The sequence below is a fragment of the Catalinimonas alkaloidigena genome (assembly GCF_900100765.1).
In the GTDB taxonomy this organism is placed as follows: domain Bacteria; phylum Bacteroidota; class Bacteroidia; order Cytophagales; family Flexibacteraceae; genus Mooreia; species Mooreia alkaloidigena.
This window is the reverse complement of record NZ_FNFO01000004.1, coordinates 254,432-279,571: the sequence shown is the minus strand read 5'-3', so window position 1 is coordinate 279,571 and position 25,140 is coordinate 254,432. Positions and strand designations below refer to the sequence as shown.

18 protein-coding genes are annotated in these 25,140 nt (G+C 56.7%); 6 read left to right on the top strand and 12 right to left on the bottom strand.

Going from position 1 to position 25,140, the window contains the following annotated elements:
- The first annotated feature begins 154 nt into the window (after nt 1-154).
- Nucleotides 155-796: an AlbA family DNA-binding domain-containing protein gene (locus BLR44_RS12085; RefSeq protein ID WP_089682153.1), complete on the top strand. Its 642-nt coding sequence runs from the start codon at nt 155-157 to the stop codon at nt 794-796.
- Nucleotides 797-870: 74 nt separating this feature from the next.
- Nucleotides 871-1,632 (top strand): 3-deoxy-manno-octulosonate cytidylyltransferase, encoded by a 762-nt coding sequence (kdsB, locus tag BLR44_RS12080; protein ID WP_089682151.1) that lies wholly within the window; start codon nt 871-873, stop codon nt 1,630-1,632.
- 39 nt (nt 1,633-1,671) lie between these two features.
- On the opposite strand, the gene gap is transcribed toward kdsB, so the two are convergent.
- The 7 genes from gap to BLR44_RS12045 form a co-directional block, all read right to left on the bottom strand.
- Nucleotides 1,672-2,673 (bottom strand): type I glyceraldehyde-3-phosphate dehydrogenase, encoded by a 1,002-nt coding sequence (gene gap / locus BLR44_RS12075; RefSeq protein ID WP_089682149.1) that lies wholly within the window; start codon nt 2,671-2,673, stop codon nt 1,672-1,674.
- A 74-nt stretch (nt 2,674-2,747) separates the two neighbouring features.
- On the bottom strand, nt 2,748-3,656 hold the full coding sequence (locus BLR44_RS12070; protein ID WP_089682147.1) for a GNAT family N-acetyltransferase: 909 nt from the start codon (nt 3,654-3,656) through the stop codon (nt 2,748-2,750).
- 55 nt (nt 3,657-3,711) lie between these two features.
- The gene (locus BLR44_RS12065) at nt 3,712-4,485 is read right to left on the bottom strand and encodes an acyl-CoA desaturase (RefSeq protein WP_089682819.1); all 774 of its coding nucleotides are present in this window, start codon (nt 4,483-4,485) and stop codon (nt 3,712-3,714) included.
- 153 nt (nt 4,486-4,638) lie between these two features.
- A complete protein-coding gene (locus tag BLR44_RS12060; protein ID WP_089682145.1) occupies nt 4,639-5,301 on the bottom strand; it encodes a DUF4159 domain-containing protein in 663 nt (220 codons plus the stop codon).
- A gap of 111 nt (nt 5,302-5,412) precedes the next feature.
- Nucleotides 5,413-6,123, bottom strand: a complete 711-nt coding sequence (locus BLR44_RS12055) for a 16S rRNA (uracil(1498)-N(3))-methyltransferase (RefSeq protein ID WP_089682143.1) — start codon at nt 6,121-6,123, stop codon at nt 5,413-5,415.
- A gap of 3 nt (nt 6,124-6,126) precedes the next feature.
- Entirely contained in the window at nt 6,127-6,876 is a 750-nt protein-coding gene (locus tag BLR44_RS12050) for a glycosyltransferase family 2 protein (RefSeq protein WP_089682141.1), read from the bottom strand.
- Between the two features lie 130 nt (nt 6,877-7,006).
- The gene (locus BLR44_RS12045) at nt 7,007-7,891 is read right to left on the bottom strand and encodes a c-type cytochrome (protein ID WP_089682139.1); all 885 of its coding nucleotides are present in this window, start codon (nt 7,889-7,891) and stop codon (nt 7,007-7,009) included.
- 592 nt (nt 7,892-8,483) lie between these two features.
- On the opposite strand from BLR44_RS12045, the gene BLR44_RS29310 reads away from it, so the two are divergent.
- Complete coding sequence (locus BLR44_RS29310) at nt 8,484-12,872, top strand: PKD domain-containing protein (RefSeq protein WP_089682137.1); 4,389 nt, start codon at nt 8,484-8,486, stop codon at nt 12,870-12,872.
- Nucleotides 12,873-12,890: 18 nt separating this feature from the next.
- On the top strand, nt 12,891-13,967 hold the full coding sequence (locus BLR44_RS12035) for a PorP/SprF family type IX secretion system membrane protein (protein WP_089682136.1): 1,077 nt from the start codon (nt 12,891-12,893) through the stop codon (nt 13,965-13,967).
- 156 nt (nt 13,968-14,123) lie between these two features.
- Here the strand turns inward: BLR44_RS12035 and BLR44_RS12030 are convergent, their stop codons facing one another.
- The 5 genes from BLR44_RS12030 to BLR44_RS12010 form a co-directional block, all read right to left on the bottom strand.
- A complete protein-coding gene (locus tag BLR44_RS12030; RefSeq protein WP_176956011.1) occupies nt 14,124-15,752 on the bottom strand; it encodes a RagB/SusD family nutrient uptake outer membrane protein in 1,629 nt (542 codons plus the stop codon).
- Nucleotides 15,753-15,759: 7 nt separating this feature from the next.
- Nucleotides 15,760-19,179 (bottom strand): SusC/RagA family TonB-linked outer membrane protein, encoded by a 3,420-nt coding sequence (locus BLR44_RS12025; RefSeq protein ID WP_089682131.1) that lies wholly within the window; start codon nt 19,177-19,179, stop codon nt 15,760-15,762.
- A 48-nt stretch (nt 19,180-19,227) separates the two neighbouring features.
- Nucleotides 19,228-20,232, bottom strand: a complete 1,005-nt coding sequence (locus BLR44_RS12020; protein WP_089682129.1) for a FecR family protein — start codon at nt 20,230-20,232, stop codon at nt 19,228-19,230.
- Between the two features lie 118 nt (nt 20,233-20,350).
- Nucleotides 20,351-20,962 carry an RNA polymerase sigma factor gene (locus BLR44_RS12015; RefSeq protein ID WP_089682127.1) on the bottom strand — a complete coding sequence of 204 codons (612 nt, stop codon included), beginning with the start codon at nt 20,960-20,962 and terminating at the stop codon, nt 20,351-20,353.
- Between the two features lie 266 nt (nt 20,963-21,228).
- Entirely contained in the window at nt 21,229-22,095 is an 867-nt protein-coding gene (locus BLR44_RS12010) for a sterol desaturase family protein (RefSeq protein ID WP_089682817.1), read from the bottom strand.
- Between the two features lie 69 nt (nt 22,096-22,164).
- Here BLR44_RS12010 and miaA point away from each other — a divergent pair, with 69 nt between their 5' ends.
- Both miaA and BLR44_RS12000 read left to right on the top strand, forming a co-directional pair.
- On the top strand, nt 22,165-23,070 hold the full coding sequence (miaA, locus tag BLR44_RS12005) for a tRNA (adenosine(37)-N6)-dimethylallyltransferase MiaA (protein ID WP_089682125.1): 906 nt from the start codon (nt 22,165-22,167) through the stop codon (nt 23,068-23,070).
- 252 nt (nt 23,071-23,322) lie between these two features.
- Nucleotides 23,323-25,140, top strand: coding sequence for a mechanosensitive ion channel family protein (locus tag BLR44_RS12000; RefSeq protein ID WP_218127057.1), 1,818 nt, complete (start codon nt 23,323-23,325; stop codon nt 25,138-25,140).

The window sequence follows — 25,140 nt, the reverse complement described above, 5'->3', positions numbered from 1 at the left end:
GCGTAATTTTAAGCGTTAGTCAGCGTCTGTTCAGCCGCTAAAACCGGTTTTAGCGCGTTCCTGATAAGAAAGAGGCGTGTATACAAACCAGCAGAAACGACGTAAGACGAAGTGAGTTATGAAGACTGCTTCATAAAAATTGACATCGATCGCTGTGACATTTCGTGAACTGAAAAAGCTGGTGGAGCAGGGCGAAGGAGCCCGCCTGGAATTTAAACGCAAGGCCGCGCATCCCGACAAAATTATGAAGGAGGTGGTGGCCTTTGCGAACACCGACGGCGGCACGCTGGTGATCGGTGTGGACGACAATGGCACCATTCCCGGCGTCAGTGCGCTGGAAGAAGAGGAGTTCGTCCTCGAAAAGGCCATTGAGAAGTACTGCTACCCTGCCATTGCTTACTCCATCGAGCGTGTGGTTTTGTCGGATCGTGCAGGCGTGCTGTTGTTTCATATTCTGCCCGGAACGGAAAAGCCTTATGCCGTGCGGAATAACTTGCAGGAAGAAGGGGGGAAGGCGTATGTGCGAGTGCGCGACCGTAGCGTACAGGCCAGCCGGGAAGTCCGGCAAATTTTACGGCAACAGAAAAAAGACAAAAGCTTTCGCTTTGGGTTCGGCGATAAAGAGAAAGCGCTGATGCAATACCTGGATTTGCACCAAAGCATTACGCTCAGCCAGTTTGCCCAGGTCGCGGCCATTCCGCGTTCCATTGCCTCGCGTACCCTGGTGCTTTTGACGCTGGCTGGGGTCTTGCGCATTGTGCCCGACGAGGGCGAAGACCATTACCGACTTACTTAGTAAGACCCGGCCGGAGTATAGACATGCCTTTTCCGACGGGCCACTTGTATAGATCCACCACATTGACAACCTCTATGAAGATTCTCGGCGTTATTCCGGCACGCTACGCATCGACCCGTTTTCCGGCAAAGGCTCTGACCGACATCAAAGGAAAAACGATGGTGCAGCGCGTCTACGAGCAGGCACAGCAAGCCCAAAAGCTGGTGAAAGTCGTGGTGGCGACCGACCATCCGGACATCGAGGCGCACGTCCGGCAGTTTGGTGGCCACGTCGTTATGACCAGTGCGGATCATCCCAGCGGCACGGACCGATGCTACGAAGCTTTGCAGAAAACCGAGGAGGAGTTCGACGCGGTACTCAATATTCAGGGAGACGAACCCTTTATCCAGCCGCAACAGATCGACCGCCTGGCCGATTGCCTGATCGGCGCAGAGGCGCCGCTGGCTACGTTGGTACGCGTCATCGACGACGAATCGACCCTATTCAATCCCAACACGCCTAAAGTGGTACTCGATCAGCAGGGGCGGGCGCTCTATTTTAGCCGTCAACCCATTCCGTACCAGCGCGATACGCCCACGGCCGAGTGGCTTTCGCACCATATGTATTACCAGCACATCGGGCTGTATGCCTACCGGGTGGAGGCGTTGCACTACATCACGACGCTGACGCCGTCGGCCCTGGAAATTGCTGAGCGGCTGGAGCAACTGCGTTGGCTGGAGGCCGGCCTACACATTCAGGCAGCGGTTACCGCTTACGCCAGCCACGGCATCGATACGCCGGAAGATTTACACCAGGCCCTGAAAAACTGGGAGGCTACAGAAAAGAAAAACCCCTGAACCGCGGTTCAGGGGTTTTTCTTTTAGAGTCTTATAATTTTACAGTTGGCCTGCCAGCAGGGCTACCAGGTCAGCCGTACGGTTGGAGTAACCCCATTCGTTGTCGTACCAGCCAACAACTTTCACCATCGTACCCATCACCGACGTCTGCTCAGAGTCGAAGATGCAAGAGTGCGGGTTACCTACGATGTCGATCGAAACCAACGGATCGGTCGAGTATTCCAGTACGCCTTTCATGGCACCGTCGGCAGCCGCTTTAACCGCCGCGTTTACTTCGTCGGCCGTTACTTCTTTTTTCAGAATAGCCACCAGGTCGGTTACCGAACCGTCGGGCGTAGGAACGCGCATCGCGATGCCGTCGAGTGAACCTTTCAGGTGAGGCAGTACCAGACCTACCGCTTTGGCAGCACCCGTCGAAGTCGGGATGATCGACAAGGCAGCAGCACGCGCCCGACGCAGGTCACGGTGTGGAGCATCCTGGAGGTTCTGGTCGGCCGTATAGGCATGAACCGTGGTGATAAAGCCTTTTTCGATTCCGAATGCATCATCCAGCGCTTTAGCCATAGGAGCCAGGCAGTTTGTGGTGCACGAAGCGTTCGACAAGATGGTCTCGTCGCCCGTGAGGGTATCTTCATTAACCCCCAAGACAACGGTCGGGATGTTGCCTTTGGCAGGAGCCGAAATCACCACTTTTTTAGCGCCGGCTTTCAGGTGCTGGCCTGCACCCGCTTCGTCTACGAAGCGACCGGTCGATTCGATCACGATGTCTACACCCAGTTCTTTCCAGGGCAGTTGAGACGGATCTTTTTGTGCATACACCTTCATGGTGTGTCCGCTCACGGTGATGCTATCTTCCGTGGCGCTTACTTCGCCCGCAAATTTACCGTGTACCGAATCGTAGCGGAACAGGTGTGCCAGGGTTTGGTTATCAGTGAGGTCGTTGACAGCGACTACTTCGATATCTTCTTTCTTCAGGAGCGCCCGTAATGTGAGGCGGCCTATGCGACCGAAACCGTTGATCGCAACTTTGGTTTTTGCCATGTCAAGTATAGTTTAATTGATCGGAGCGCAAACATACCATCCTTCCTCTCTAAAATCAATTATTCTGCAAAAGCTTACAGATCAGGATGAAAATCTTTGCGGAACGTAAATTTCAGCGAAGGTTCCCCACCTAGCATGCGCTTGAATTGCATCAGTCCTTCGTTAGGCTCCGTCTGGTCGGTACCAATCCCAAAATCGAGCAGTCGGTAACCTTTGGTCACTCCCCAGTAGTAAATTCCCTGATAGAGCATCACCGCCGGGCTATGGGTCCGGAATTCCTCGACGTCGCCGACGTAGAAGGTATACAGAATGGAAGGCGAGATCACAACGACCAGCCCGACGGCGGCGGTTCGGCCGGAGCGACGTACGCTGAACAGACGGTAGTAGTCCGGTAACGCCCGGAGGTGCGCCAGCAGGCTTTCTTCAGACAGGGTGACCGGGTAGCCTTTGCGCTGTCGGGTCGCCGCGATGATCTGGTACGCTTCCGGGGCGAACGCAGGTTCTTCTTCGTGAAAGGTGAAGCCGTGGCGTTCTGCCCGGCGTAGCTTTTTTCGGCCTGTGGTGTGGAGTCCTTTTTCGAAGCCGTCGCGGCGTAGCGCCAGGAAATACGTCAGGTCGGTGGCCTCAAGCGCATAGCCGTGCTGCAGTAACGCGTGGGTCAGAAGTGCATGCCCGGCCGGGTCGTAGAATGCCGGGAAGGTGCGAATCACCAGGGCACGCAGTTTTTCGTGTCGGGCCAGGGCATCGCCCTGTTGGAGCAGCTCTGCCAGGCGGGGCGGGGGAAGCGTGGCTACAAACTGCGGTCCCCCGAACGTAGCGCGCCAGGGGCTGTATCCTACCTGATCATGAATTGCCATGTGCCAGAGCGCTTCTACCTGATCGGTACGCGGCTGGTGCAGGCGCAACGTGTGCAGCGCCGGAAGCGCCTGAAAGGCAATAAATTCCGGTCGGTTGAAAAGGTAAAGATCCTGGAGACGTAGCATAAAAAAAGCCGGACAAGCCGGCTTTGTGATATGATCTTTGGAAAATCTTCGGGTCTTAAACGGCCTGACGAAAATCGCCCGTTACTTGGCCAGCCGTCGCGGTTTGTGGGCGGATAATCCGCATCCACGACAATACTTTGATCACCGGATACGTCGGATCCAGCTCCCACCATTTCACGGCGAAGTTCATGCGCTTCGGCAGTTTGTGGTGGTTGTTTTGGAACAGTTCGCCCATCATCAGGAAGTCCAGCACCAGCGAGTTTTTCGACTTGTCCTGGTTGTCGAAGTTCTGGTAACCGTACATGTGGCCCGCCCAGTTAACGATGGCACCGTGCACAGGACCCATCAGGAAGTGGATCGGCAGCAACAGGTAGAGGTACCACATGGACGCAGGAACAAAGGCTACATAAAACAGGACATAAGCCGTTCCCCAAGCGATACGCGATCCCCATGACTCACCCAAGCGTTCAACAAAATTCCAGACCGGATAATTTTTGTCAAACTGAACGGGTACTTCTACACGCTCGTGCGCAAAGTCGCTGTACATCTTTTTCGTCTTCCACATCATGTCAAACAGGTTGTTGCTGTGGTGCGGCGAGTGTGGATCAAGCTCCGTATCGCTGTAGGCGTGGTGCATCCGGTGCAGGATGGCATACCCCCGCGGGCTCAGGTACGAAGAACCTTGCGTGATGTAAGTAAACATGTAAAAGAAACGTTCCCAGAACTTGTTCATGGTGAACATCTTATGCGCAGAATAGCGGTGCAGGAAGAATGTCTGTGAGAAAAGAGACAAATACCAGTGGGCGATAAAAAAGATGATGATGGCTATCACGTTAGGGAAAGTTGGGTTAACAGGTTAATCGGATATAGCTTCTGTAGATTGTAACAACATCTTCTGTTGTAAATGGTTCATCATCAAGATAAAATGAACCGATACGTGCACTATAGGCCGTAAAAATAAAGGGAAAAAACGAGAATTTTACTAAAAGTTTGTTAAGGCATAGGTCAGCAGGTTGGCCCCCATACGTAAGGCTTGCTGCCGAATTTCTTCCGGATCGTTGTAAATCCGCTGGTCCTCCCAGCCGTTGCCCAGGTCCGACTCATACGAATAGAAACAGACCAGTCGTCCTTTGTAAACCAGGCCAAACCCCTGCGGGTCTTTCCCGTCGTGCTCGTGTATTTTGGGGAGCCCTTTGGGAAACGAGAATTTCTGGTGGTAGATCGGGTGATCGAAGGGAAGCTCCACAAATTCGAGTTCCGGAAACACCTTCTTCATTTCAATTCGGACAAACTTATCGAGACCGTAGTTGTCGTCGATGTGCAGAAACCCACCACTGATGAGGTAGTTGCGCAGGTTTTGCGCCTCTTGGTCCGAAAAGACCACGTTGCCGTGACCGGTCATGTACAAGAAGGGATAGGCGAAAATCTCAGGACTGCCCACTTCCACTTCCTCCTCTTCCGGCGCGATGTTCATGCCCAGGGTGCGGTTGCAGAACTCAATCAGGTTGGGCAGAGCCGTCGGGTTGGCGTACCAGTCGCCCCCGCCGTTGTATTTCAGCTTGGCAATGGTAAAACTCGGCTGCGCCCGGACCACCGGTGCCAGCAGGCAAAGCCACAGAAGAATCAGAGAAAATCGGTTCGGCATAAAGATCGAAAGGCCCTATTAGTATCGGAAGGGCGAGGTGAGTAAGTTACTGAGTTCTTGCATCATGTGCCATTGGCCGCACGCACCGGCCTGGTCAATCGCTTGTACCATTTACGCGGAGAATCCCTCGTGCAGCAAGGCCACCGTATGACAAACGGCAATACCCGCCGTTTCGGTACGAAGCCGGAAGTCGCCGAGGGTAACCGGCAAAAAGTTTTCCTGGCGTGCCGCTGCAATTTCGTCAGGCGTAAAGTCGCCTTCCGGGCCAACCAGTACCACGTAATGTCGCCTTGGCGCGATTAGTTCCCGGAGTGCTTGGCGGCGGCCTTCTTCCAAATGCGCCACGAAGCGCTGGGCGTCGGGGGGCACGGTCTCCCAGAACGAAGGCAGTGGCGTGAGGGGATTCAGGCGCGGCAGGGTGGCGCGTTGCGACTGTTTCATGGCGCTGATGGCGATGCGCTGAAGCCGCTCTTCCTTGAGCTGACGGCGTTCGGAGCGGGCGACCAGCAGCGGCGTAATTTCATCCACGCCCAGTTCCACGGCCTTCTCAACGAACCATTCGGTACGGTCTATGCTTTTGGTCGGTGCCAGTGCCACGTGCAGCCGGTACGGTCGCTCTGCCACCTGCCGCTGGGCCAACACCTCGAGGCGGCAGGCTTTGGGATGGGCCTCCTGCACGCGTGCCTGATACCACGTGCCCTTACCGTCGACCACTTCTACTGGATCGGCCGCGCGCAGCCGCAATACTTTAACGGCATGGTACGACTCGTCGGCAGGTAAGCGTGGGTCCACAGCAAAATCAGGAGCAAAGAAAAGGGGCATACGTTAACGATTTTTGCGCAGTTCCCGGATTTTGGCGTATTTCAGAAAGGTCGCATGCGCCGAAATGATGGCGATGACCAGCCCGTAATAGCCATCCAGAAATCCGGCCTGAAAAAAGTAACTCTTGATGAATTTTACCCAGGGACTCAACAAAACTTTCAGCAGGCTCCCGCCTTTGTGCTGTTGGCTTTGGGCCATGATGTCGGTAAAATAGTTGACTTGACGGACGTGATCGTGCAGGCTGTAGTAGCTATAATGAAGCAGATCGCCTGCCAGGTGGCCCACGCTATGCTCTGGTGTCAGCCGTAGCTCATCGTGGGGATTGGTGCCGCCCCACTGGCCGAACTGCCGATTCCACAGCCGCAGTTTGCGGTCGGGGTACCAGCCCCCGTGCCGGACCCAATGGCCGCAGTAGTTGGTCAGGCGGTTCATCTGGTAGCCGGTGTGCTGCCAGTCAGCTTTAACGGCCAGAATCGAGCGTTGCAGGGTGGGGTCGAGCGCTTCGTCGGCATCTAACGAAAGTACATGCGGGTAGCGCGCCTGTGCGGCCGCAAAGTTTTTTTGCTCGATGTGGCCTTCAAAGGCGTGTTGTAAAAACCGGACCCCCCGGGCACGGCAAATTTCCTCCGTCCGGTCCGTCGAAAAGGAGTCGACCACCACAATTTCGTCCGCCACACCCTGCAGCGAGTCCAGGCAGCGGGCAATGTTTCGCTCTTCGTTGTAGGTGATGATGACAGCGCTGATAGGGGGCATAACGTCGAACAATGCGGCCCGAAGTTACAAAGCAGCGCGAGATTGGTATCAAGAGACGGGAAGGTGAGGCAACACCGTTCCCTCCGTCCGTCGGTCGGGCAGACGGGGGGGGTGCGAAGCCGTGGGGGGATCAGAGGCTGCGGAAATAGAGGTACAGCGACTTCAGTTCGTCGTCGTTGTAGTTCGCCACCATCTTCCAGGGCATGTATTCGTTGGCGAGTTCGCGTCCTTCCGGAGTTTTGCCGGTGCGCAGGGTCTGGATGAACTGCGCTTCCGTCCAGGTGCCAAGGTTACCGGTCGAGGTAAGGTCGGCGGTTTGCGGAGACCCCGGAATGGTCGGGTCACCGCCTTTGAAATCGGGCTTGTGGCACCCGGAGCAGCTGATGGCGAGGTATTTTCCGAATTCGGCAGAGACTTGCGTCACCGGGTCGGGGGGGATGGGCGCCTTGTGGTCGATGATCGCGGCGGGTACGGGCAGCTTGTTGAAGGCAACCAAGGCATAGCCGACCGGCCCCAGGTCGGTGTCGGGCAGTTTCCGGTTGACGGGCGGCACCGACTCCAGATAGGCGATCAGGCTGGTCAGGTCGTGGGCTCCGAGCTCGGTAAACTCTTCGGAGGGCATCAGGATGAGCGGTCGTCCGTCCTTGCTGACGCCGTGCCGGAGGGTGCGTACCCAGTCGGCAGGCGTATACTGCTGCACGATGCCGCCCGCCCCTTTGGTAATGTTGGGCGCCAGCAAACGGCCCAGGGCCGGATCGTCGATCATGACGTTGCCGCCCAGGTCTGTGCCGTGGCACTCCTGACATCCGCGGATTACACTGATGTGTTTGCCGTGTGCCAGGCTGGCGGCGTCGCGGGGCAGGGCCGGGGTGGCGACGTCGGCAATTTCGTAGCGGTGTTTGAGCTTGTTTTGCGCAATAACGTACACCGAAATAGCCACGATAAGAATCACGCCCAGCAGGCCACCCACGAGGATGAGCCCCCAGCGAAGTACGGTAGACGTTCGAATAGCCATGAGAGAAACGATTTGATGCAGAAAGTTTTCACCTCTAAATCTCATTTCTGACGTGTAGAGGACATTGTATTTTTGCGACATCTTGCAAAAAAATGTCTCGTCCGTCGGGACGCCCTTATGGGCGGAAGTAACAGAAAGGCCAGGACGTTCGTAAGGTTACGGGCAATACGCCTCGGCAGAACAAGATTTCGGCATGTCGAGCGTTGTAACAGAATATAAGCCCCGGAAAAAGCAATTGTCGCGTTGCATCTTACAGCAGCAACATCATGATACTGAGTTACTTCTTCCGAGCTTTCAAAAAGTCACTACCTTCACAGAAAGAAGTGGCAGGTATCGCGCCGACGATCAGACCATCTTCCCGTGTAAGTATTCGGAGGGATTGTAGGAATACGCTTATAATCAAGGAGTTTAGAGGCTGAATGTTGTTGTATAAGTGGTGTTTTTCGAGATTATTTGCGGTAGAATCCGGGCCTGTGGCCGGCAGTAAGGCAGACCCCATCCGTACGTCTGTAAAAAATTAGGAATACCTACAACCAAGGCTGTGCATGGGCAATACCCCGATTTATCAGGGATCAACAGAGTACCAGGGTCTATGAGAAGAACCCCTTTACACCATTTGTGTTACTTATGGCGGTATCTACCCCTCGTATGGCTGTTGGCCACTACGGCCAGGGCCGGTGTGTTTGACGAAGGCGATAGTACCACTGCCGAATCGCCCGCCATTGCGCCGGCCGCCTGTGATCCGCTTCAATTTACGGCCGCCTTTAACAGCAACCGCAGCGGCAACGTGTCCCGCAACCTGGGCAGTTGTACGTCCCCTCCGGTACTCAATCCCAGTGGCGACTCAACCGATAACCGGTTTTGTACCGGAACCGAAGTGGCTCTGGCCGTCATCACCAAAGATTCGCTCAGCCTGACCACGCGCTGGCGCGCCACCCGCCTCAACGGTTCGATCGACCAGAGTTATTATTTCACCCAGCAGAACAGCTTTTTGTGGTCGGACAAAAAAACCGAAATCATTCGCTTTAACCAGCCGGGAGAATACCAGATTTCGTTGCGCATCTCGAACAGTTGCGGGAAGGATACAACCGTCTGCGGGAAGGTCTACATTTACGATAAACCCATTCTGGACATCAAAGGGCCTACCACCCCGCTTTGTGGACCGGCTACGGTCAACCTTAGTGCGGTGTTGCAGGCCGGCACCCCGCTCGGCTACAAATGGTCGTTCCGGTGGGTGAACGGTACCAATCCGCCCCAATGGCCAATGCGTCGCGACAGCACCGCGTTGGCGCCCTTCACCTTACTGCCCGGCGAATACGAAATCCGTTTGCGGGCAGGCGGGCTCTGCGATAGTTCCAACGTCGTGCGGAAAACTATCGTCGTGGTGCCGCCTCCGGTGGCCAACGCAGGCGGTGGCAGCGCGTCGCAACTGGAGGTCTGTGCCCGCGACACATTCCTGTTGGCCGGTGAGTTGCAGCCGGAACCGTACATCAACTACCGTTGGACTCCGCTGGATGGCTCCGATTCGGTATTCATGCAGTCTTACCCGGCTCAGGTCAGCATTGGACGGCCGGGCACGTACCGCTACCAGCTGAAGGCATTTGTCGGCGCGGTCAACACGCCAAGTTGCGAAAGCTACGACACCGTGACCGTGGTGGTGCGGCCCAAACCCAAGGTGACCATTGGCGATGGCACACCGGCCCGGGCGGTTTGTCTAGGCGATAGTCCATTCACGCTTACTGCCACGGTCGATCCCGTCACGCCGGGCATTCAGGGCAAATGGATTGGGCCGATCATTACAAAAGATGGTGTTTTTGCGCCCGATACCGTCGGCATTTTTGTGGTGGGCTATACGTATCAGAACGAACAGGGATGTGCAGATACGGCACGTCTGGCCATTACGGTGACGCCGCGGCCCGTGGTCGCCCTGACGGGAAAACGCAACTTCTGTCCCGGCGACAGCCCGACCAAGTTGCAGGTCAACCCTGCCAGCCCGGCGGGTGTTTGGTCCTATCCGGCAAACCCGGGGGCCATTACCAGCGAGGGCACTTTTTCGCCCGGGGTGGCGGGTACCGGGCAGCACAATCTGACCTACACGCTCTCCAACATCGGGGCCGGAAAGTGTACATACGTCTATACCCTGGCCGTGTCGGTCGTGGACGAAAATGTGGATTTGATTCCGGTCAACCAGATCAACGTATGCCAGAGTGAGGGCATCATCGCTCTGCCTACGCCGTTGCTGCAAACAGGTACCTGGATTGGAGCCGGGGTGACCAGCGACGGGCGGTTCGATCCGAAGGCCATCAAGATCGTAAACAACGATTCCACAAAAACGACGTTACGCTATACCGTTGCGGCCGATGGCTGCGCGGTCAGCGATCTACTGACGGTGAATGTGCTGCCGGCCGCAACGGTTAGTCTCACCAATCTGCAACCCACCTATTGTGCGTACGATGCGCCCGTCACGCTTTCGGCGACACCCGCCGGAGGAACGTGGTTTGTCGGCGGGCAACCCCTGGCCGGCACTACGTTCGATCCCGCGGCTTTTCCGGCCGACAGCACTTACTGGGTTCGTTATCAGGTATCGAATCAGTACGGGTGCGTCTCGGCCGATTCCATGCAGGTTATGATCGTAAACGTTACGGCCGACTTTTCTGTACCCGATACGCTCTGTGCAGGCAAACCGGTAACGTTCACCAACCTCTCAACCGGCCCGCCCGGCTCGTTTCAGTGGTTTTACAAAGCCGACATCGATCCCGCCGCGACCAGTACCGGGACAACGGGCACATTCACCTACGCCGATTCAGGAACTTACGTCGTACGGTTGATCGCCACGGCCCAGGGCTCCGGTTGTACCGATACGGCAGAGTACACGGTACACGTGCTGCCTACACCCGATGCCACGGTGACCGCCGAACTGCTGGTGACCAATCCGCAGGACACGTGTGGGGTGCAGACTTATCAGTTCCGTCCCCTTTACGAAACGAAAGATGCAGCGGCGACCTACCTCTGGACGTTCGACAACGGCGATTCCAGTACGTTGCGCGAACCCGATCCGGTTACGTTCGTGAGCGACAGCGTGGAGGCCACGACCTATCAGGTCACCCTGCGGATCATCACCCGGTGCGATACGGCCGTTTCGTCGTTGCCCATTACGGTCAATCCGCTGCCGGTTGCGCGTTTCGCGCCGGAACTGGACACGATTTGTGCCGACCAGACGATTCTCTTCAACAACTTTACCTACGGTTCGCAAAGCGCTTATACCTGGAATTTTGGCGACGGCACTCCGCCGGTCGTCACCACGCAACGGACCAACGTTTCGCATACGTTCCGTTATGCCGGGCCGGGGCAGGACACGACCTACCGGGTAACGCTTTCCGTGAACGGACCTTGTGGCCCCAGCACCTATCAGGATAACATCTTTGTAACCCGCAACCGCGTGCAATCCTTTTTCAACGTACCGTCCCGGCAGGGATGCGCGCCGTTTACGCAGACCTTCACCAGCAACCAGCTGGCCGGCCGGAACCAGTTGACGTGGATCTGGGGCGACGGATCGACCAGTGCCGGGGGCATCGCACAGACGCACACGTTCAATCAGGCGGGCACCTACACGGTACAATTGGTGGTAGAAAACGCCTGTAACGTCGATACGTTCAGCCAGCAGATTGTGGTGAATCCGCTGCCCGAAGCCAGCTTTACGCTCTCGTCGGCCAACCTCTGCATCGGCGAAGAACTGATTCTGACCAATACTTTACCCAATCCGTTTCAGAGCCGTTGGAATTTCGGTGACGGCACCACCTCGGACCTGAACCCCGCGCCCCCGCACCGCTACGACTCGGCCGGAACCTATGTCGTGACGTTGCGCGTCACCAATCCCACCACGGGGTGTCGGCAAACGGTGCAGCGCACGGTAACTGTCTCGCCCCGGATGACCCCTGCGTTTATGCCCCTGCGCGACGAACTGCGGCAGGACAGCGCACTCTTTACCTTCAACAATTTATCGACTCCGCAGATGCAGGGTGCCACGTTCACGTGGGACTTCGGCGATGAGTCGGCTCCGCAAACCATTCAGGATTACGACCCCATTTTGCACCAGTACACCGAGGCGGGCACCTTCACGGTGACGCTCTACACCACTACCCCAGGTGGCTGCCGCGATTCTGTGAGCCATCCGGTCACCGTGCTCCCGGTCACGGCCGTCCCGGACTTTACGGCGCAAATCACCGAAGCATGTGCGCCGGTGGTGGTCACCTTCGAGAACCTGTCGAAATACGCGACCAGCTATACCTGGGACTTTGGGAACGGAACTTCCTCGCAGGCGGCCAATCCGCCGCCGATTACCTACGCAGTGCCCGGTACCTACACCGTTCGGTTGGTGGTACGCAATGCCATCGGCGTACAGGAACAGATCAAAACCAATTACATTATAGTGAACGAGCGGCCCGTTGCCGGCTTCACGGTGAGTACCACCGCTCCCGAGGCCCCGAACGAAGAAGTCTTTTTCAGGAACCAGAGCAGCGGAGCCGATTCGTACCTGTGGGATTTTGGCGATGGACTGAAATCGACTGAGCCGGAGCCACGCCATGCGTACCGCGAGTCCGGAGTGTACGACGTCCAGCTGATCGCTTACAATGCCGAGGGATGTATCGATACCCTGACGCTGTATTCCATCATCAGTGCACAAGAAGGGAAGGGACTGCAACTTCCCAACGCCTTTACGCCACGCGGCGGAGCCCTCGATTTTTCGCAAAACCGAAACGACTTTTTTGCGCCCCTGACCGAAGGAGCCTCGCAATACGAGTTGCGCGTGTTCAACCGCTGGGGCGAAATTCTGTTCGAAACCCACGACCCGAAACGCGGGTGGGACGGCTACTTTAACGGGCAGCTGTTGCCTCAGGACGTGTACGTGTACCGCCTGAAAGTGACGTTTACCAACGGACAATACGTAGAACATGTCGGGGAAGTAACCCTGGTGCGCTAGTAGAAACAGGAAATACCGATGAGAAAATACCTGCTGACCTTCCCGATCGTCCTGTTGATGCACTGGGCCCTGCGCGCGCAAGACATGCAGTTTACCCAGGCGTATGCTTCGCCGTTGCAACTCAACCCGGCTTTGTGCGGCTACTTTCATCCGTCGCATCCGTTTCGGCTCGCCACGGTCTACCGCAACCAGTGGCCGGGCGTCCCGGCGCGTTACGAAACGATCTATGCCTCTGCCGATTTCTCGCTCCAGGATCGACGCCGGTACTACCGTGGGCAGGGGGTGCGCAACTTCGCCAAGACCGTTAGCCCCGTAGGGCTGGGGTTGGTGGCCTCGTCCGATCGGGCCGGCAAAGCTGTGAATCTGCGGTCCAGCCAGTTGGCATTGCAGTACGCGTTGGAGATTCCTCTGATCGTGCGGCGGGCAAATAGCCGCGCGCAGGGACTGTACATGCGCGTCGGATTTCAGGGAGGCATTGTGTCGCGCGACCTCGATTACAGCAAACTGGTCTTCGCCGACGAATTGAGTAGCCCCGGGGCGGGAGAGGTCATCGCCGGAAACTCCCGGCTGTACGCCGATTTCGCGGCGGGCGGGTTGATTTACTCCCGACGTTTTTGGTTGGGCGGAGCGGTCCATCACCTGACGACCCCCAACACTGCCGCCGGTTACGACGGCATTAGCCCGCTGCCGCGCCGCATCACGTTCCACACCGGCTGGCTCATTCCGCTGGAAGGCAGCACACCCGGCACGCGTCCGCGCCGTTCGTTCAGCCCGGTGGCGATGTACCGCATGCAGGGGCAGTTCGATCAGCTTGATCTGGGTGGTTCAATCTACGTCCGGCCGATCTCGCTCGGCGTTTTTTACCGCGGCCTGCCCGTCAAACAGCCCATCCAGGGCGTCTTCAACCAGGATGCAGTGTCGATCCTGTTCGGCGTGGAGTTTGAGTCGATGGGGTTCGGATACAGCTACGACCTGACGGTTTCGTCACTCGGCACCGCGGGGAACGGCGCACACGAAATCTCGCTCATCTACCGGATGCCTGCCCTGAACCGTCCGAAAAAGCTCCGCCGCGAGTTTCCCTGCTTGCAGTTCTAATTCTCGCTACCGCGAACATTCTCAGGGAAGAATGTGAGGTGGGCAGCCAAGTACGCGAGCCAACACAATAAGTTCATCACGACACTAGTTAGGCACAAAAAAGCCTCTCCGACCTGAGTCAGAGAGGCTTTTTGCAAAGCGGATGAGCGCCTTTGCTTAGTTGGCGTACGCCGGGTTCTGCGGATACTCTTCGCTGTCCAGCGAAATCGCGTTCAGCGGAATCGGGCGCAGGATTTTGTATTCGCCGTTGTTTCCCTGGAACGGATCGGCTCCGCTCTCGTAGATCGACTTGATTTCCGGGTTGTACATCTTGGTACGCGACATCAGCGTGCCGGTCCGTTTCAGGTCGAACCAACGGTGGCCTTCACCGGCCAGTTCGCGGGCCCGTTCGTCCAGGATAAAATCAAGCGTAACGTCTGCCGCCGAAATCATCATATCGCCTTCGTGACCCGGCATGGCTGCCCGTCGGCGCACTTCGTTGATCCGGTCGGCCGCTAGCGAAGCATTCCCGCTTTTCAGGTAAGCCTCGGCAGCAATCAGGTACGTTTCACCCAGCCGCGCGATGTAGATGTCGTGCGTGAACCGAGTATCCGAGTTCTGGATGCGATCAAACTTACTGAGCGACGGGTAGGCGTCCTGGTTATTGCCTTCCCACCAGTAAGAACTGATGGGGACAATGTCCGCATCCTTGCGGTTCTCCAGATCGGCAGCACGCCATGCGGCTGTGTCGGCAATTTGTGCCGCGGTCCGGGGATAATAGTTACGAACTTCCGATTTCTTCGGATTCAGGTAGTAGCCTACGTAGGGGTAGGTGCGTACGTTGAGGAACGTGCCTTCGAAGCGGCTGTCGTACTCTCCAAAAATGGTGAACAAGTATTCCGTTGGGTGCAACAGGTTCTTCTTAGCAACCCCTTCGCCTGTTCCCTGAATGAGGGGCCCCCAGGGTGTATCCCAGTTGTGTGCACCACCGTTTAGAAGCGAAGCCTGGTCGTATTGCACCGCAAACAGAACGTCGTCGTTCACCTCGTTGCGGTACCCAAATACTTTGTCGAACGAAACCGTAAGACCCTGGCCACCGATGGCCGCATCGGCATGGGCCGCAGCGTTGTCGAAATCCGAAGCTTGCCCGTAGGCTTCGTAGCCGCGCGTCAGGTACACTTTGGCAAGCATGTGCTCCACGGCCGCCTTTGTAACGCGTCCGTAATCACTTTGCGTAGCCGGAACTTCGTTTACTGCTTGCGATAGTTCATCTATAATAAACTGATACACTTCAGCGGCAGGTGTCCGTTCAAAGTGCGTGATTGGCTCGTCAACCATATCGGTCACCAGGCTCACGTCACCGAAGCTCTGCACCAACAGAAAGTAGTAGTACGCCCGCAGAAAGCGCGCTTCCCCCCGACGTGAGTCCAGATATTGGAACTCTTCGGTGAGTTCAGCATAATGCAAGGCCGTATTACAAACCTGAATGCTTTGGTAGAGCGTCTGAAAGAAATCATTGACCTGGGGTGTGCCGGGCGTCAGGGACTGATAGCTGGTCAGGGCCAGTGGGGCGTCCTGGTGCGCTCCGAAAAACAGGTCCGTGCCTGCACAGAAAATGTACGGTGTAGGCGCATAAAGATCTCGTAACGTAGAGTAAGTCGAGTTGATCAGCGCTTCGTAGCCCGTCTGCGTTACATAGAAGTTTTCAGCGGTAGCACTGCTGATGTTTTCTTCCTCCAGGTAGTCCGAGCAGCTGCTGATGGCCAGCAGGCAGGCTAAGCCTGGTATGTATAATATTTTTTTCATGCTTGAATTAGAAATTGATGGTGGTACCGAGTTGATAGATCGAGAACGCAGTCGAGTTCGCATTTTCCCCCGACATGCTAGCGCCTCCCCATTCTGGATCAAATCCTTCATATTTGGTCCAGACGTACGGGTTCAGGGCGTTTACGTACACACGCAAGTCGGCAATGCCGATGCGTTCGAGCGCAGAGGCCGGTAATGTATAGCCCAGTGTAACGTTCTGGAGGCGCACAAACGACGCGTCTTTGTTAAAGCCAGGATAGCCGTAATCTTCGGCATCCTCGCCCCAATACTGCCCCTGGTAAGTAGGTTGCGGATACGTATTGCTGTAGCGCGCTTCGGTAATAGGATTATCGCGTACATAGTACGGCACGTCCAGGATCTGCTTGCTGTTGAAGTCTGTAAATTCGCGGTGAAACGGGCTATAGATGAACACCCCTTGTTTGGTATAGACATTGGCCGTGAGGTCGAAGCCTTTGTAGCGGAACGTAGTCGAAAGGCCCCCCATCCAGGTCGGAAGTGGCGAACCCAGAACGCGCATATCATTGTCGATATCAATCACGCCGTCGCCATTCAGGTCCTTCACTTTAGCCGTACCTTCCAGAGTTCGCCGATCGGCTTCAGCCAATTCATCTTTCTGCCACACACCGTCGAACTCCATGGCGTACACCACCTGTACCGGCTCTCCTATAAACCAGCGGTTCGGGACATCGTCTTCTTTTTTGCCGTACAATTCGACGATAGCGTTACGATTGCTCGAGAACGTAAAATTCGTTTCCCAGCTAAAGTCTTTCGTCCGCACGTTGATGGTACGCAGTTGCACTTCAATCCCCTTGTTGCTAACAGAGCCCACGTTATCCATCATACTGGCCCATCCGGTTGGAACCGCCAGTTTCCGTTCCATCAGTAGATCGAGCGAAAGACGGTCGTAGATATTCACTTCCCCTGAAATCCGGTTGTTCAGCAAGCCGAAGTCAACCCCCAGGTTCCATTCGCGCGTGCGTTCCCACGTCAGTTGCTTATTGGCAATGGCACTGGGGCGGAAACCATTCGCGACATTCCCGTTCCAATCGTAATACGTTTGTGTATTGACGGCAAACTGTGTGACATACGGGTTGATATTGTTGTTGCCCGTATAGCCGTAGCTTAGACGCAGTTTTAGGTTGTTTACTGCACTGATGTTGCGTAAAAAGTCTTCTTCCGACACACGCCAGGCTACTGCGGCTGACGGAAAAAACGCCCACTTGTGTCCGGGTGCCAGTTTAGAAGATCCATCCCAGCGAGCAGTTGCTGTAAGGATGTATTTATCGAGGAAGGAGTAGTTAACCCGGTTGGTATACGACATCAACGTACTCTTCTGGAAACTACTTGCTGTATTCAGGAAGTTGGCACTACCCAGATTATAAAATTCCGAATTGAACGGCAGATCCCAGCCGTAACCGTAGAGGTATTCGTACCGATTCAACTGCATGGAGTAAATGAAATCGTAGTCGATCCGATGCGCGCCAAATTGCCTGCCAGCGTGCAACTGGTTATCCCAGATGTAAGAGAAATCAATGGCGTTCGACATTTGTGCGCCACTGCCACTCTTGGTAGCTGCCGGATCCCAGTAGGTTCCCTCACGTGTAAAGCGTGTGTTTGGCGAGAATGTAGACTTCAAAGAGATCCAGTCGATAGGTTTGAAATCCAGGTAAAAGTTAGAAATCAGGTAATACTGTTGCGTGTTAAACTTGTTGTGCATCAGTTCACCAATGGGACTCACGTTCCCGGAAATCCCCCGCATCGGCACCTGAATCCACTCGCCGTTGTCGTCGTAGGCGGGGGTGTAAAGGGGCATCCGGAACAACTGCCGCATGGCGTTTTCGCTACGCAATTCGCGGTCTGTGTAAGCCAGATTGATATTGGCTCCCATCGACCATTGTTTGGTCACGTTAGCATCGACACGGCCTTTGAAGTTGAACTTCTGGTAGTTTTGAGATTTGATGTTGCCATTTTCGCCTTGGTAGCCGGCACCAACCAAAAAACTGACTTTGTCACTCCCCCCCGCAGCGGAGATGAAGTGGTTGGTCTGCACACTGGGTTTCAGCATTTCGCCGGTCCAGTCATAGTACTTTTTATTGTTGATCACATCGAGCCAGTAGGCGTGGTCGTCGCCTGACGAAGGAAATCCGTACAGATCGTCGGGAGCGGTCAGGGCATCGCCACGATAAAGTTTCTTGTGAATATCGCGGTTCATGGTGTAGAGTACCCCTTCTTCGGCATCCAGAAAATCAGGCATGTTGGCGATGGTACGCATCCCGACGTAGCCTTGGTACGAGAATTGGGTTTTGCCTTGGAGGCCCGTCCCTGATTTCGTGGTGACAATCACTACCCCATTGGAACCCCGGGAACCGTAAATGGCTGTAGAGGATGCATCTTTCAAGATGTCGATCCGCTCAATGTCCATTGGGTTGAGGAAGTTGATGTTGTCCGTCATCACACCATCTACCACAAACAACGGCTGCCCTCCGGAGGAAGACAACGAGTTTACGCCCCGGATGTTGATGTTGAAACCACTGCCTGGTAGGCCCGTATTGGATGTAATGTTAACGCCAGCTACCTGCCCTTGTAGCGCCGCCATCGGGCTGGTAGTCCCGCGGGCTACAATTTCCTTGGCCCCTACACTGGATACCGCTCCGGTGATGTCCGACTTGCGGGTGGTGCCGTAACCCACGACCACGACTTCTTCCAGCGCTTTTACGTCGTCTTCCAGCGTGATTGAAAGAGAAGTTTGGCTCCCCACCATGGCTTCCTGCGACAGGTACCCTACGGCACTGAACACCAGCGTGGCGTTGTCGCTTACGTTGAGCACGAACCTGCCTTCGATGTCGGTAATGGTGCCGTTGGTCGTGCCTTTTTCCAGGACGTTAACGCCGGGAATGCCCTCTCCGGCAGCATCGGTTACCTGTCCTGATACTTGCGCTGCGGGGCGCTGTGCGGCGGGCTGCTGCAGCGCCAATTGAGGAGCAGTCAGGGCGGGAAGCATGCCGCTGGCACTCCGGCGTTGCGGCAGCGGAGCCACGTCAGGCTGGATGGGGGTAATGGTGTAATAACCTTCGGAAATGAAATTGGCCTGCAATTGCAGGGGCGTCAGCAACTCGTGCAACACGCGCTCGGCCGACTGCCCTTCGAGGTTCGGCAGCGCCACCTGCTGGTGCCGGATCAGCTGATCTTTGTAGAGCAGGTTGATTTGAAACTGCTGCTCGATGGTCTTCAAGACTTGGGACAGCGACCGCTGTTCCGGTTGGGCTTGAGGCTGTTCCTTAACGGACGCCTTCGTCGTCACGAGGGAAGCCAGCTGTTGTGCCGACGTCTCGTGGCTGAAGGTAGCCAGTAGTACCGCCGACAAGCAGACGCCTCCTGTGAAGGATCGTAGAGGGTGCTTCATCATACAAGTAGGTTGAGTAAAAGGGTTTATAAATGCGAGGAAACTTGTTTTCTACTCCAGATACACCTTGTTGTCTTCGCGGTGCATTTTGATTTCAAACACACTGGCCAGCGAGGCCAGCAGGTCGTCTACCGTAGCGGTAGGGGCTTTGCCCGTCAGGGTTTCGGTCAGCAGCGCCGGATCTTTTACCGTCACTTGCAGGCCGTAATCCTGCTCCAGAATCTCGATGATTTCGCGCATGGGGGTGTTGTCAAACACTAAGTAGCGCTCCTTCCAGGTGCTGTATTGGGTGGGCTGCGTTACCTGCTGGATGAGCCGGTTTCCCCCCGCGTATTCGATCAGATCGCCCGGTTGCATCTCGATGGCCGGAAGCGAATCCGGCTGGTCGGTCAGGGTAAGCCGGATTTTGCCCGATTCCAGTACGACGCGGGTGCGCTGTTCACGCTGGCGGATGTTGAATTCGGTGCCGAGCACTTCCACATCCAGCTGATCGGTGTGGACGATAAACTTGACCGCGCCCTGTGCCGACTGCCGCTTGGTGACTTCGAAAAACGCTTCGCCCGTCAGAAATACTTCGCGGGGCGCCTCGCCGGTCCAGTCGTCGTGCAGCCGCAGGGTAGAATTTCCGTTGAGTACGACGTGCGAACCATCGGGCAGCGTGAGTTCTTCCACCTGTCCGAAGTCGGTCGCGTACTCGACCGGACCGAGCCAACGCGTGACCTGCCAGCCCACGATTGCCAGCGTGCAGACAAGCGCCAGTGCTGCAGCCATGTGCCAGGTCTGGAAACGCGGGGTGGCGGGCTGGAGCGGACGGGTTTGCAAACGGGGCTGCAAGGCTTCCCATTGCGCCTGAACCAGCGCCGGACTAACGGCGGGGCGTTCCAGCCGGAGACCCCGGATCAGTTCGGCTGCCGATTCTGCCAGGTCTCTCTTCTCCGGATGGGCCGCCAGCCAGACTTCCCACCGTTGCATGTCGGCAGCGTTCGTCTGATTGACCCAGTTGCGGAACGACGGGTCAGCGATAAAATCATCCAGTTGATAACGATCAGGTTTCAAGGCGATTTGGGATTCTTATGTTAAGGGTGTACTACTCGGCAAAAGCAGATACTCGCTTGCCGGAAAAAAAGGTGGAGTGCGGGAACGGCTCCGTTCCCGGCAGGTAGGTTGTTTGGGGTTAGCTGTGCAGCAAAAGCACCAGCAGCAGAAAGACACTGCTCTGCAGGCGTTTCAACGTCTCGCTTTTGCGCAGCGTATGCATGGCGCGGTACACCAGGTTGGTAATCGACTGGGTATTGACGTCCATCACGGCCGCGATTTCGTCGTGCGTCAGGTTCTCGTAAAACTTCAGGTAGATGGCTTCGCGCTGGCGGGAGGGCAGGCTGTTGATCACGGCCAGCAAACGGTCGCGTTTCAGCCGGTACGATTCTTCTTCGATGGTCAGGTCTTCCGGCGACAGTTCGAGCGAAGGTTCGCCGTGGGTGCCTTCTTCCCAGTGCACCTCGCGCCAGAAACGGCCGTAACTGCGGGCCAGGGTACGGCGCAGGGCGGTATACAGGTAAGCACGGACCGAAGTGACGGCTTGCCCCTGGAGGCGGTTGTTCCAAAGACGCGAAAAGATTTCCTGAATGGCTTCCTGCACCCGTTCCGGGTCTTTGGCCAGCTTCAGTCCATAGCGGTAGAGCGGCGGGTAATACCGTTGGTAAAGCGTGGCGAACGCAGCCTTCTCGCCGTCGAGAAACAGTTGCCAAAGGTGGGCATCGTGGTGAGCATCGAGGTAGTAAGGCATAAAAGTGGTCGGTGGTAGGTTGCGAAACAGTGCCTCAGCAGCGAACGTCGCGACTACACACCATCAAGTGGTAGAATCGAAGTTAGGTTGTCCATAGCGCGATAGGTTGAGAAACGACACAAGCAGTTTCCTACCTGTACATAGAGCAAGTACAGGACGTGCTGTCTTTATACTCTTTCGGGAAAGAAAATCCTGAAAAATGGAAGATCATTCATCATAATCTCCTCAAGAACAGAGCTTTGGAGGAAAATGAGACGAGGGGTGTGTCAGGGCAGAAGCACGTGGGGCGGTGCAGGCGAAGACTGGGTCCGGTCCGGTACGGAGCCGTCGGGCCATTGCCAGGGGCGCTGCGGGGCAAAGGGAAGGCGCAGCAGATAGGCAGGCGTTTGTTCGGACGGGTCCTGATAAGAGGGTACGCCGATCACGAGGGCGTCTTGCGGCACGTTGAGGCGCAGGGTCTGGTGCAACCGGTCCCAGACCGTCAGCAGGCTGGAGTAGTTGCTGTTGGTTTCGCGTTGCACCACGGAATGGTGAATGCCGTGCATGCGCGGCGTCACGATCAGCCACGTCAGGAAACGCTCCAGGACATAGGGCAGGCGCGTGTTGCTGTGGTGAAACGCCGTGGACGCTTCCAGCGCCAACTCGTACAACACCACCATCCGGGGAGTAGGGCCGATCAGCACCACCCCGGCGCCGCGGAACAAACTGCCGAGCAGCATCTCACCGAAATGAAAGCGCCACGCGGTCGAGACATCCATGTCGACATCGCTGTGATGCACGTTGTGGAACCGCCACAGCAACGAAGACCGATGGTTGGCAAGGTGCCACAGGTACGCCACGTAATCGAGCAGCAGAAACGACACCCACGCCCGGAGAGGCTCCGGCCACCGGCGCACCAGCCCGAAGCGGGGAAACCACCGGGCCGCCGCCGCCAGGGTCGGGACCAGCACCAGCCGCATGGCACTCAGGCCCGGCACCGCGACCAACGCATTGGTTTGCAGGCGCGTCCGCCGCGCCACTTTGCGAGCCCGTAGTGCAAACCACGTCTCCAGTCCGAAGGCAACGGCGGCGATGCCCGCCAGCACGGGCGTGCCGACACGGTCGAAAAAAGGAAGTTTCCAAACGTTGCGCATGGGAGAAACGGTCAGAGCGTTGTACAGGGTATTCAACTGGAATGGGCGCAGAATGTTACCTTTGGCCGCATGTCGTCACAGCACCTGATCGTGGTCGTAGGGCCTACGGCCGTAGGAAAAACGGCCCTTTCGGTCCAATTAGCGCAACACTTCGGCTGCGAAATCCTTTCGGCCGATGCCCGGCAATTCTACCGCGAAATGGCCATCGGTACGGCAAAACCTACCCCGGAAGAGCAAAGCGGCGTGCCGCACCACTTTGTCGATTCCCTTTCCATTCAGGATGCCTACAGCGTCGGAGCGTTTGAGCGCGAGGCGCTGGCCACCCTGGCCCACCTGTACCAGCGCTACCCGGTCGCGCTGATGACGGGCGGCTCCGGACTCTACGTGCGCGCCGTTACCGAAGGCCTCGACGAAGTGCCTCCCGCAGCTCCCCAACTGCGCGAGCAACTGACCGACCGCTGGCAACAGGAAGGCCTTGCGTCGCTCACGGACGAACTCTGCCGACGCGATCCGGACTACTGCCTCACCGCCGATCTGCAAAATCCGCATCGGGTCATTCGGGCGCTGGAAGTGTGTCTCAGTACCGGGCGGCCCTTTTCCTCGTTTCGGCGGGCCACCCCGCAGGCGCGGCCGTTTCGCGTGCACAAAATCGGGTTGACGCTGCCCCGCGAAACCTTGTACGCGCGCATCGACCGGCGTGTCGAGCTGATGCTGGAAGCCGGACTGCAACAAGAGGCCGAAGCGCTGTTTCCCTACCGCCACCTGACGGCCCTGCAAACCGTCGGGTACCAGGAAATTTTCGGCTGGATGGAGGGGCATTACGATTGGGACGAAGCCGTACGTCTGTTAAAGCGCAACACCCGCCGTTACGCCAAGCGGCAACTGACCTGGTTCCGGAAAGACCCGCACGTACGCTGGTATGCGCCTCAGGACCGGGACGAAATCGTCTCCTGGCTCACGAACGCCATGCGGTAGAGGGGGCAGCTTTGATGCGCGTGCCGACCGGTATCGGTTTTGGCAATGACCTCATCATTTCTTTCGATACGATTGTGTGTAACAGCCGTGGGGGCATGGGTCGTAAAGAGAAGAAGAGTCAACCTGCCCACCAGCTACCTTTTACGAAACCTCCCACTTGCAGTAGAGCTTCTGTTGCGCTCCATCCGGCAATGGTCGGGCGTGGAGGCAGGGCCTTGCTGTAACCGTTACGATCCAGACCTTTACATGAATTTGAGAAGTTTACTGATTCCGCTATACCGTCAGCACAATTCGCTTTTTGCTTGCCTTTTTTTCTTCCTCCCGTTGGGGGCCGGTTATGCCCAGGTGGGCCTTTCGGGCGACTCGGCCGTTTCCGCCCCCGATTCGGTTTCGGCCCAAACCCGGGTAGAAAAGCTGTCCGAGGGCTCTGACGCCATTACCGAATACAACGAGGCTTATTACGTCCTGAAAAAGTTGAACGCCGGGTTGCCTGCGCCGCCGCAGCGGCCCAACCTGCAATCGCCCCAGGCGGCCCTGGAGCACTTTGTGCGGGCGGGGCGGGCCCGCGATTTCGACGAAGCCGCGCGCGTGCTGAACCTGAATCTGGTGCCTCAAGGCGAACAGGCCGCAAAGGCCAGAATCCTCGCCACCAATTTTTATTACGTATTAGACAAACAAATTGGCTTCGATTGGGAGAGTTTGCCGGATCGGCCCGACGGGGCCAGCACCGAACCTTCCATGCCCAACGATCCCTTGGTCGGGATGCCGCGCCGCAGCATTCGCATCGGGGCGCTCGACCTCGACGGACGCGATGTTGCCATCCGGCTGCAACGCGTCAAAGTAAAAGAAGCATCGCCGGTCTGGGTCTTCTCGCCCCAAACGGTCGAAAACATTCCGGCTCTTTTTTACCGGTACGGCCCCGGCCCCATCGATCGGATGATGCCGACGTGGGCCCGCGCCAAGTTTATGGGACGAACGTCGCTGTGGGTCTGGCTGGCGTTTCTGGTCGCGATCGGGCTGGTCAGCCTGTTGGCCTGGGGAGTACGGAAAATAACCAAGCGGCAATTTGCCAGGGCCGATTCGTACTGGACGTGGGGCATCGGCGATCGGGTGGCTACGCCTTTCGCGCTGTTTATCAGCATCTTGCTCTTGTTCATCCTCGCGAAGCTGGTGCTGTCGTTACCCGCGGGCGTGGACATGACCCTGCTCGTGTTGTTGATTACGTCGTTTCTGTGGCTGGCCATGCGGGCCATCGAGTACTTTACCGAGAGCGTGGCCCGCGATACGCGCCAGGGCGACATCAAAGAGCTGGCCGGCGAAGACGGCGCAGACCAGCAACAGTGGCTGACCTACCTTTCGGTCGGACGGCGGGTGTTGTTGTTTATCGTCTTTTTGCTCGGCCTGGGAATCATTTTCAGCCAGTTTCGTGCCCTGCAAACCTTCGGGTTGTCGCTGATGGCTTCGGCCGGCGCGGCCACCGTCATCCTCGGCATTGCCGCGCAGCCGCTTCTGGGCAACATTGTCGCCAGCATCCAGATCGCCCTGACCAAGCCTGTGCGCATCGGCGACAGCGTTTTGTACGAGGACAACTGGGGCTACGTCGAGGAGATTACTTATACCTACATCCTGATCAAAACCTGGGACAAGCGTCGCGTGGTGGTGCCGCTGCGGTATTTCATCTCCAAACCGTTCGAAAACTGGACCATGCGCAATTCGCACCTGATCAAGCCGATCTACCTCCACGCGGATTATACGCTGGACGTGGATCAGATTCGGCATAAATTCGAAACCCTGCTGCAGGAGTCCGACCTGTGGGACGAGCGGATTCCGCCGGTGGTGCAAGTGACTTCGGTTGAAGACGAAACAATGGAAGTACGTGCGCTGTGCAGCGCGAAAGATGCGGCCTCCGCCTGGGATCTGCATTGCGAACTCCGCGAAAAATTGGTAGCCTACGTGCGTGATCTCAACGAAGGCCGTCACCTGCCCCGGCGCCGCATAGTGGTGACGGAGGACGTGCGGACCCGAGTAATCCACCCTAACGGGCAAAAAGTCGGAAAAGAGGCAGGATAA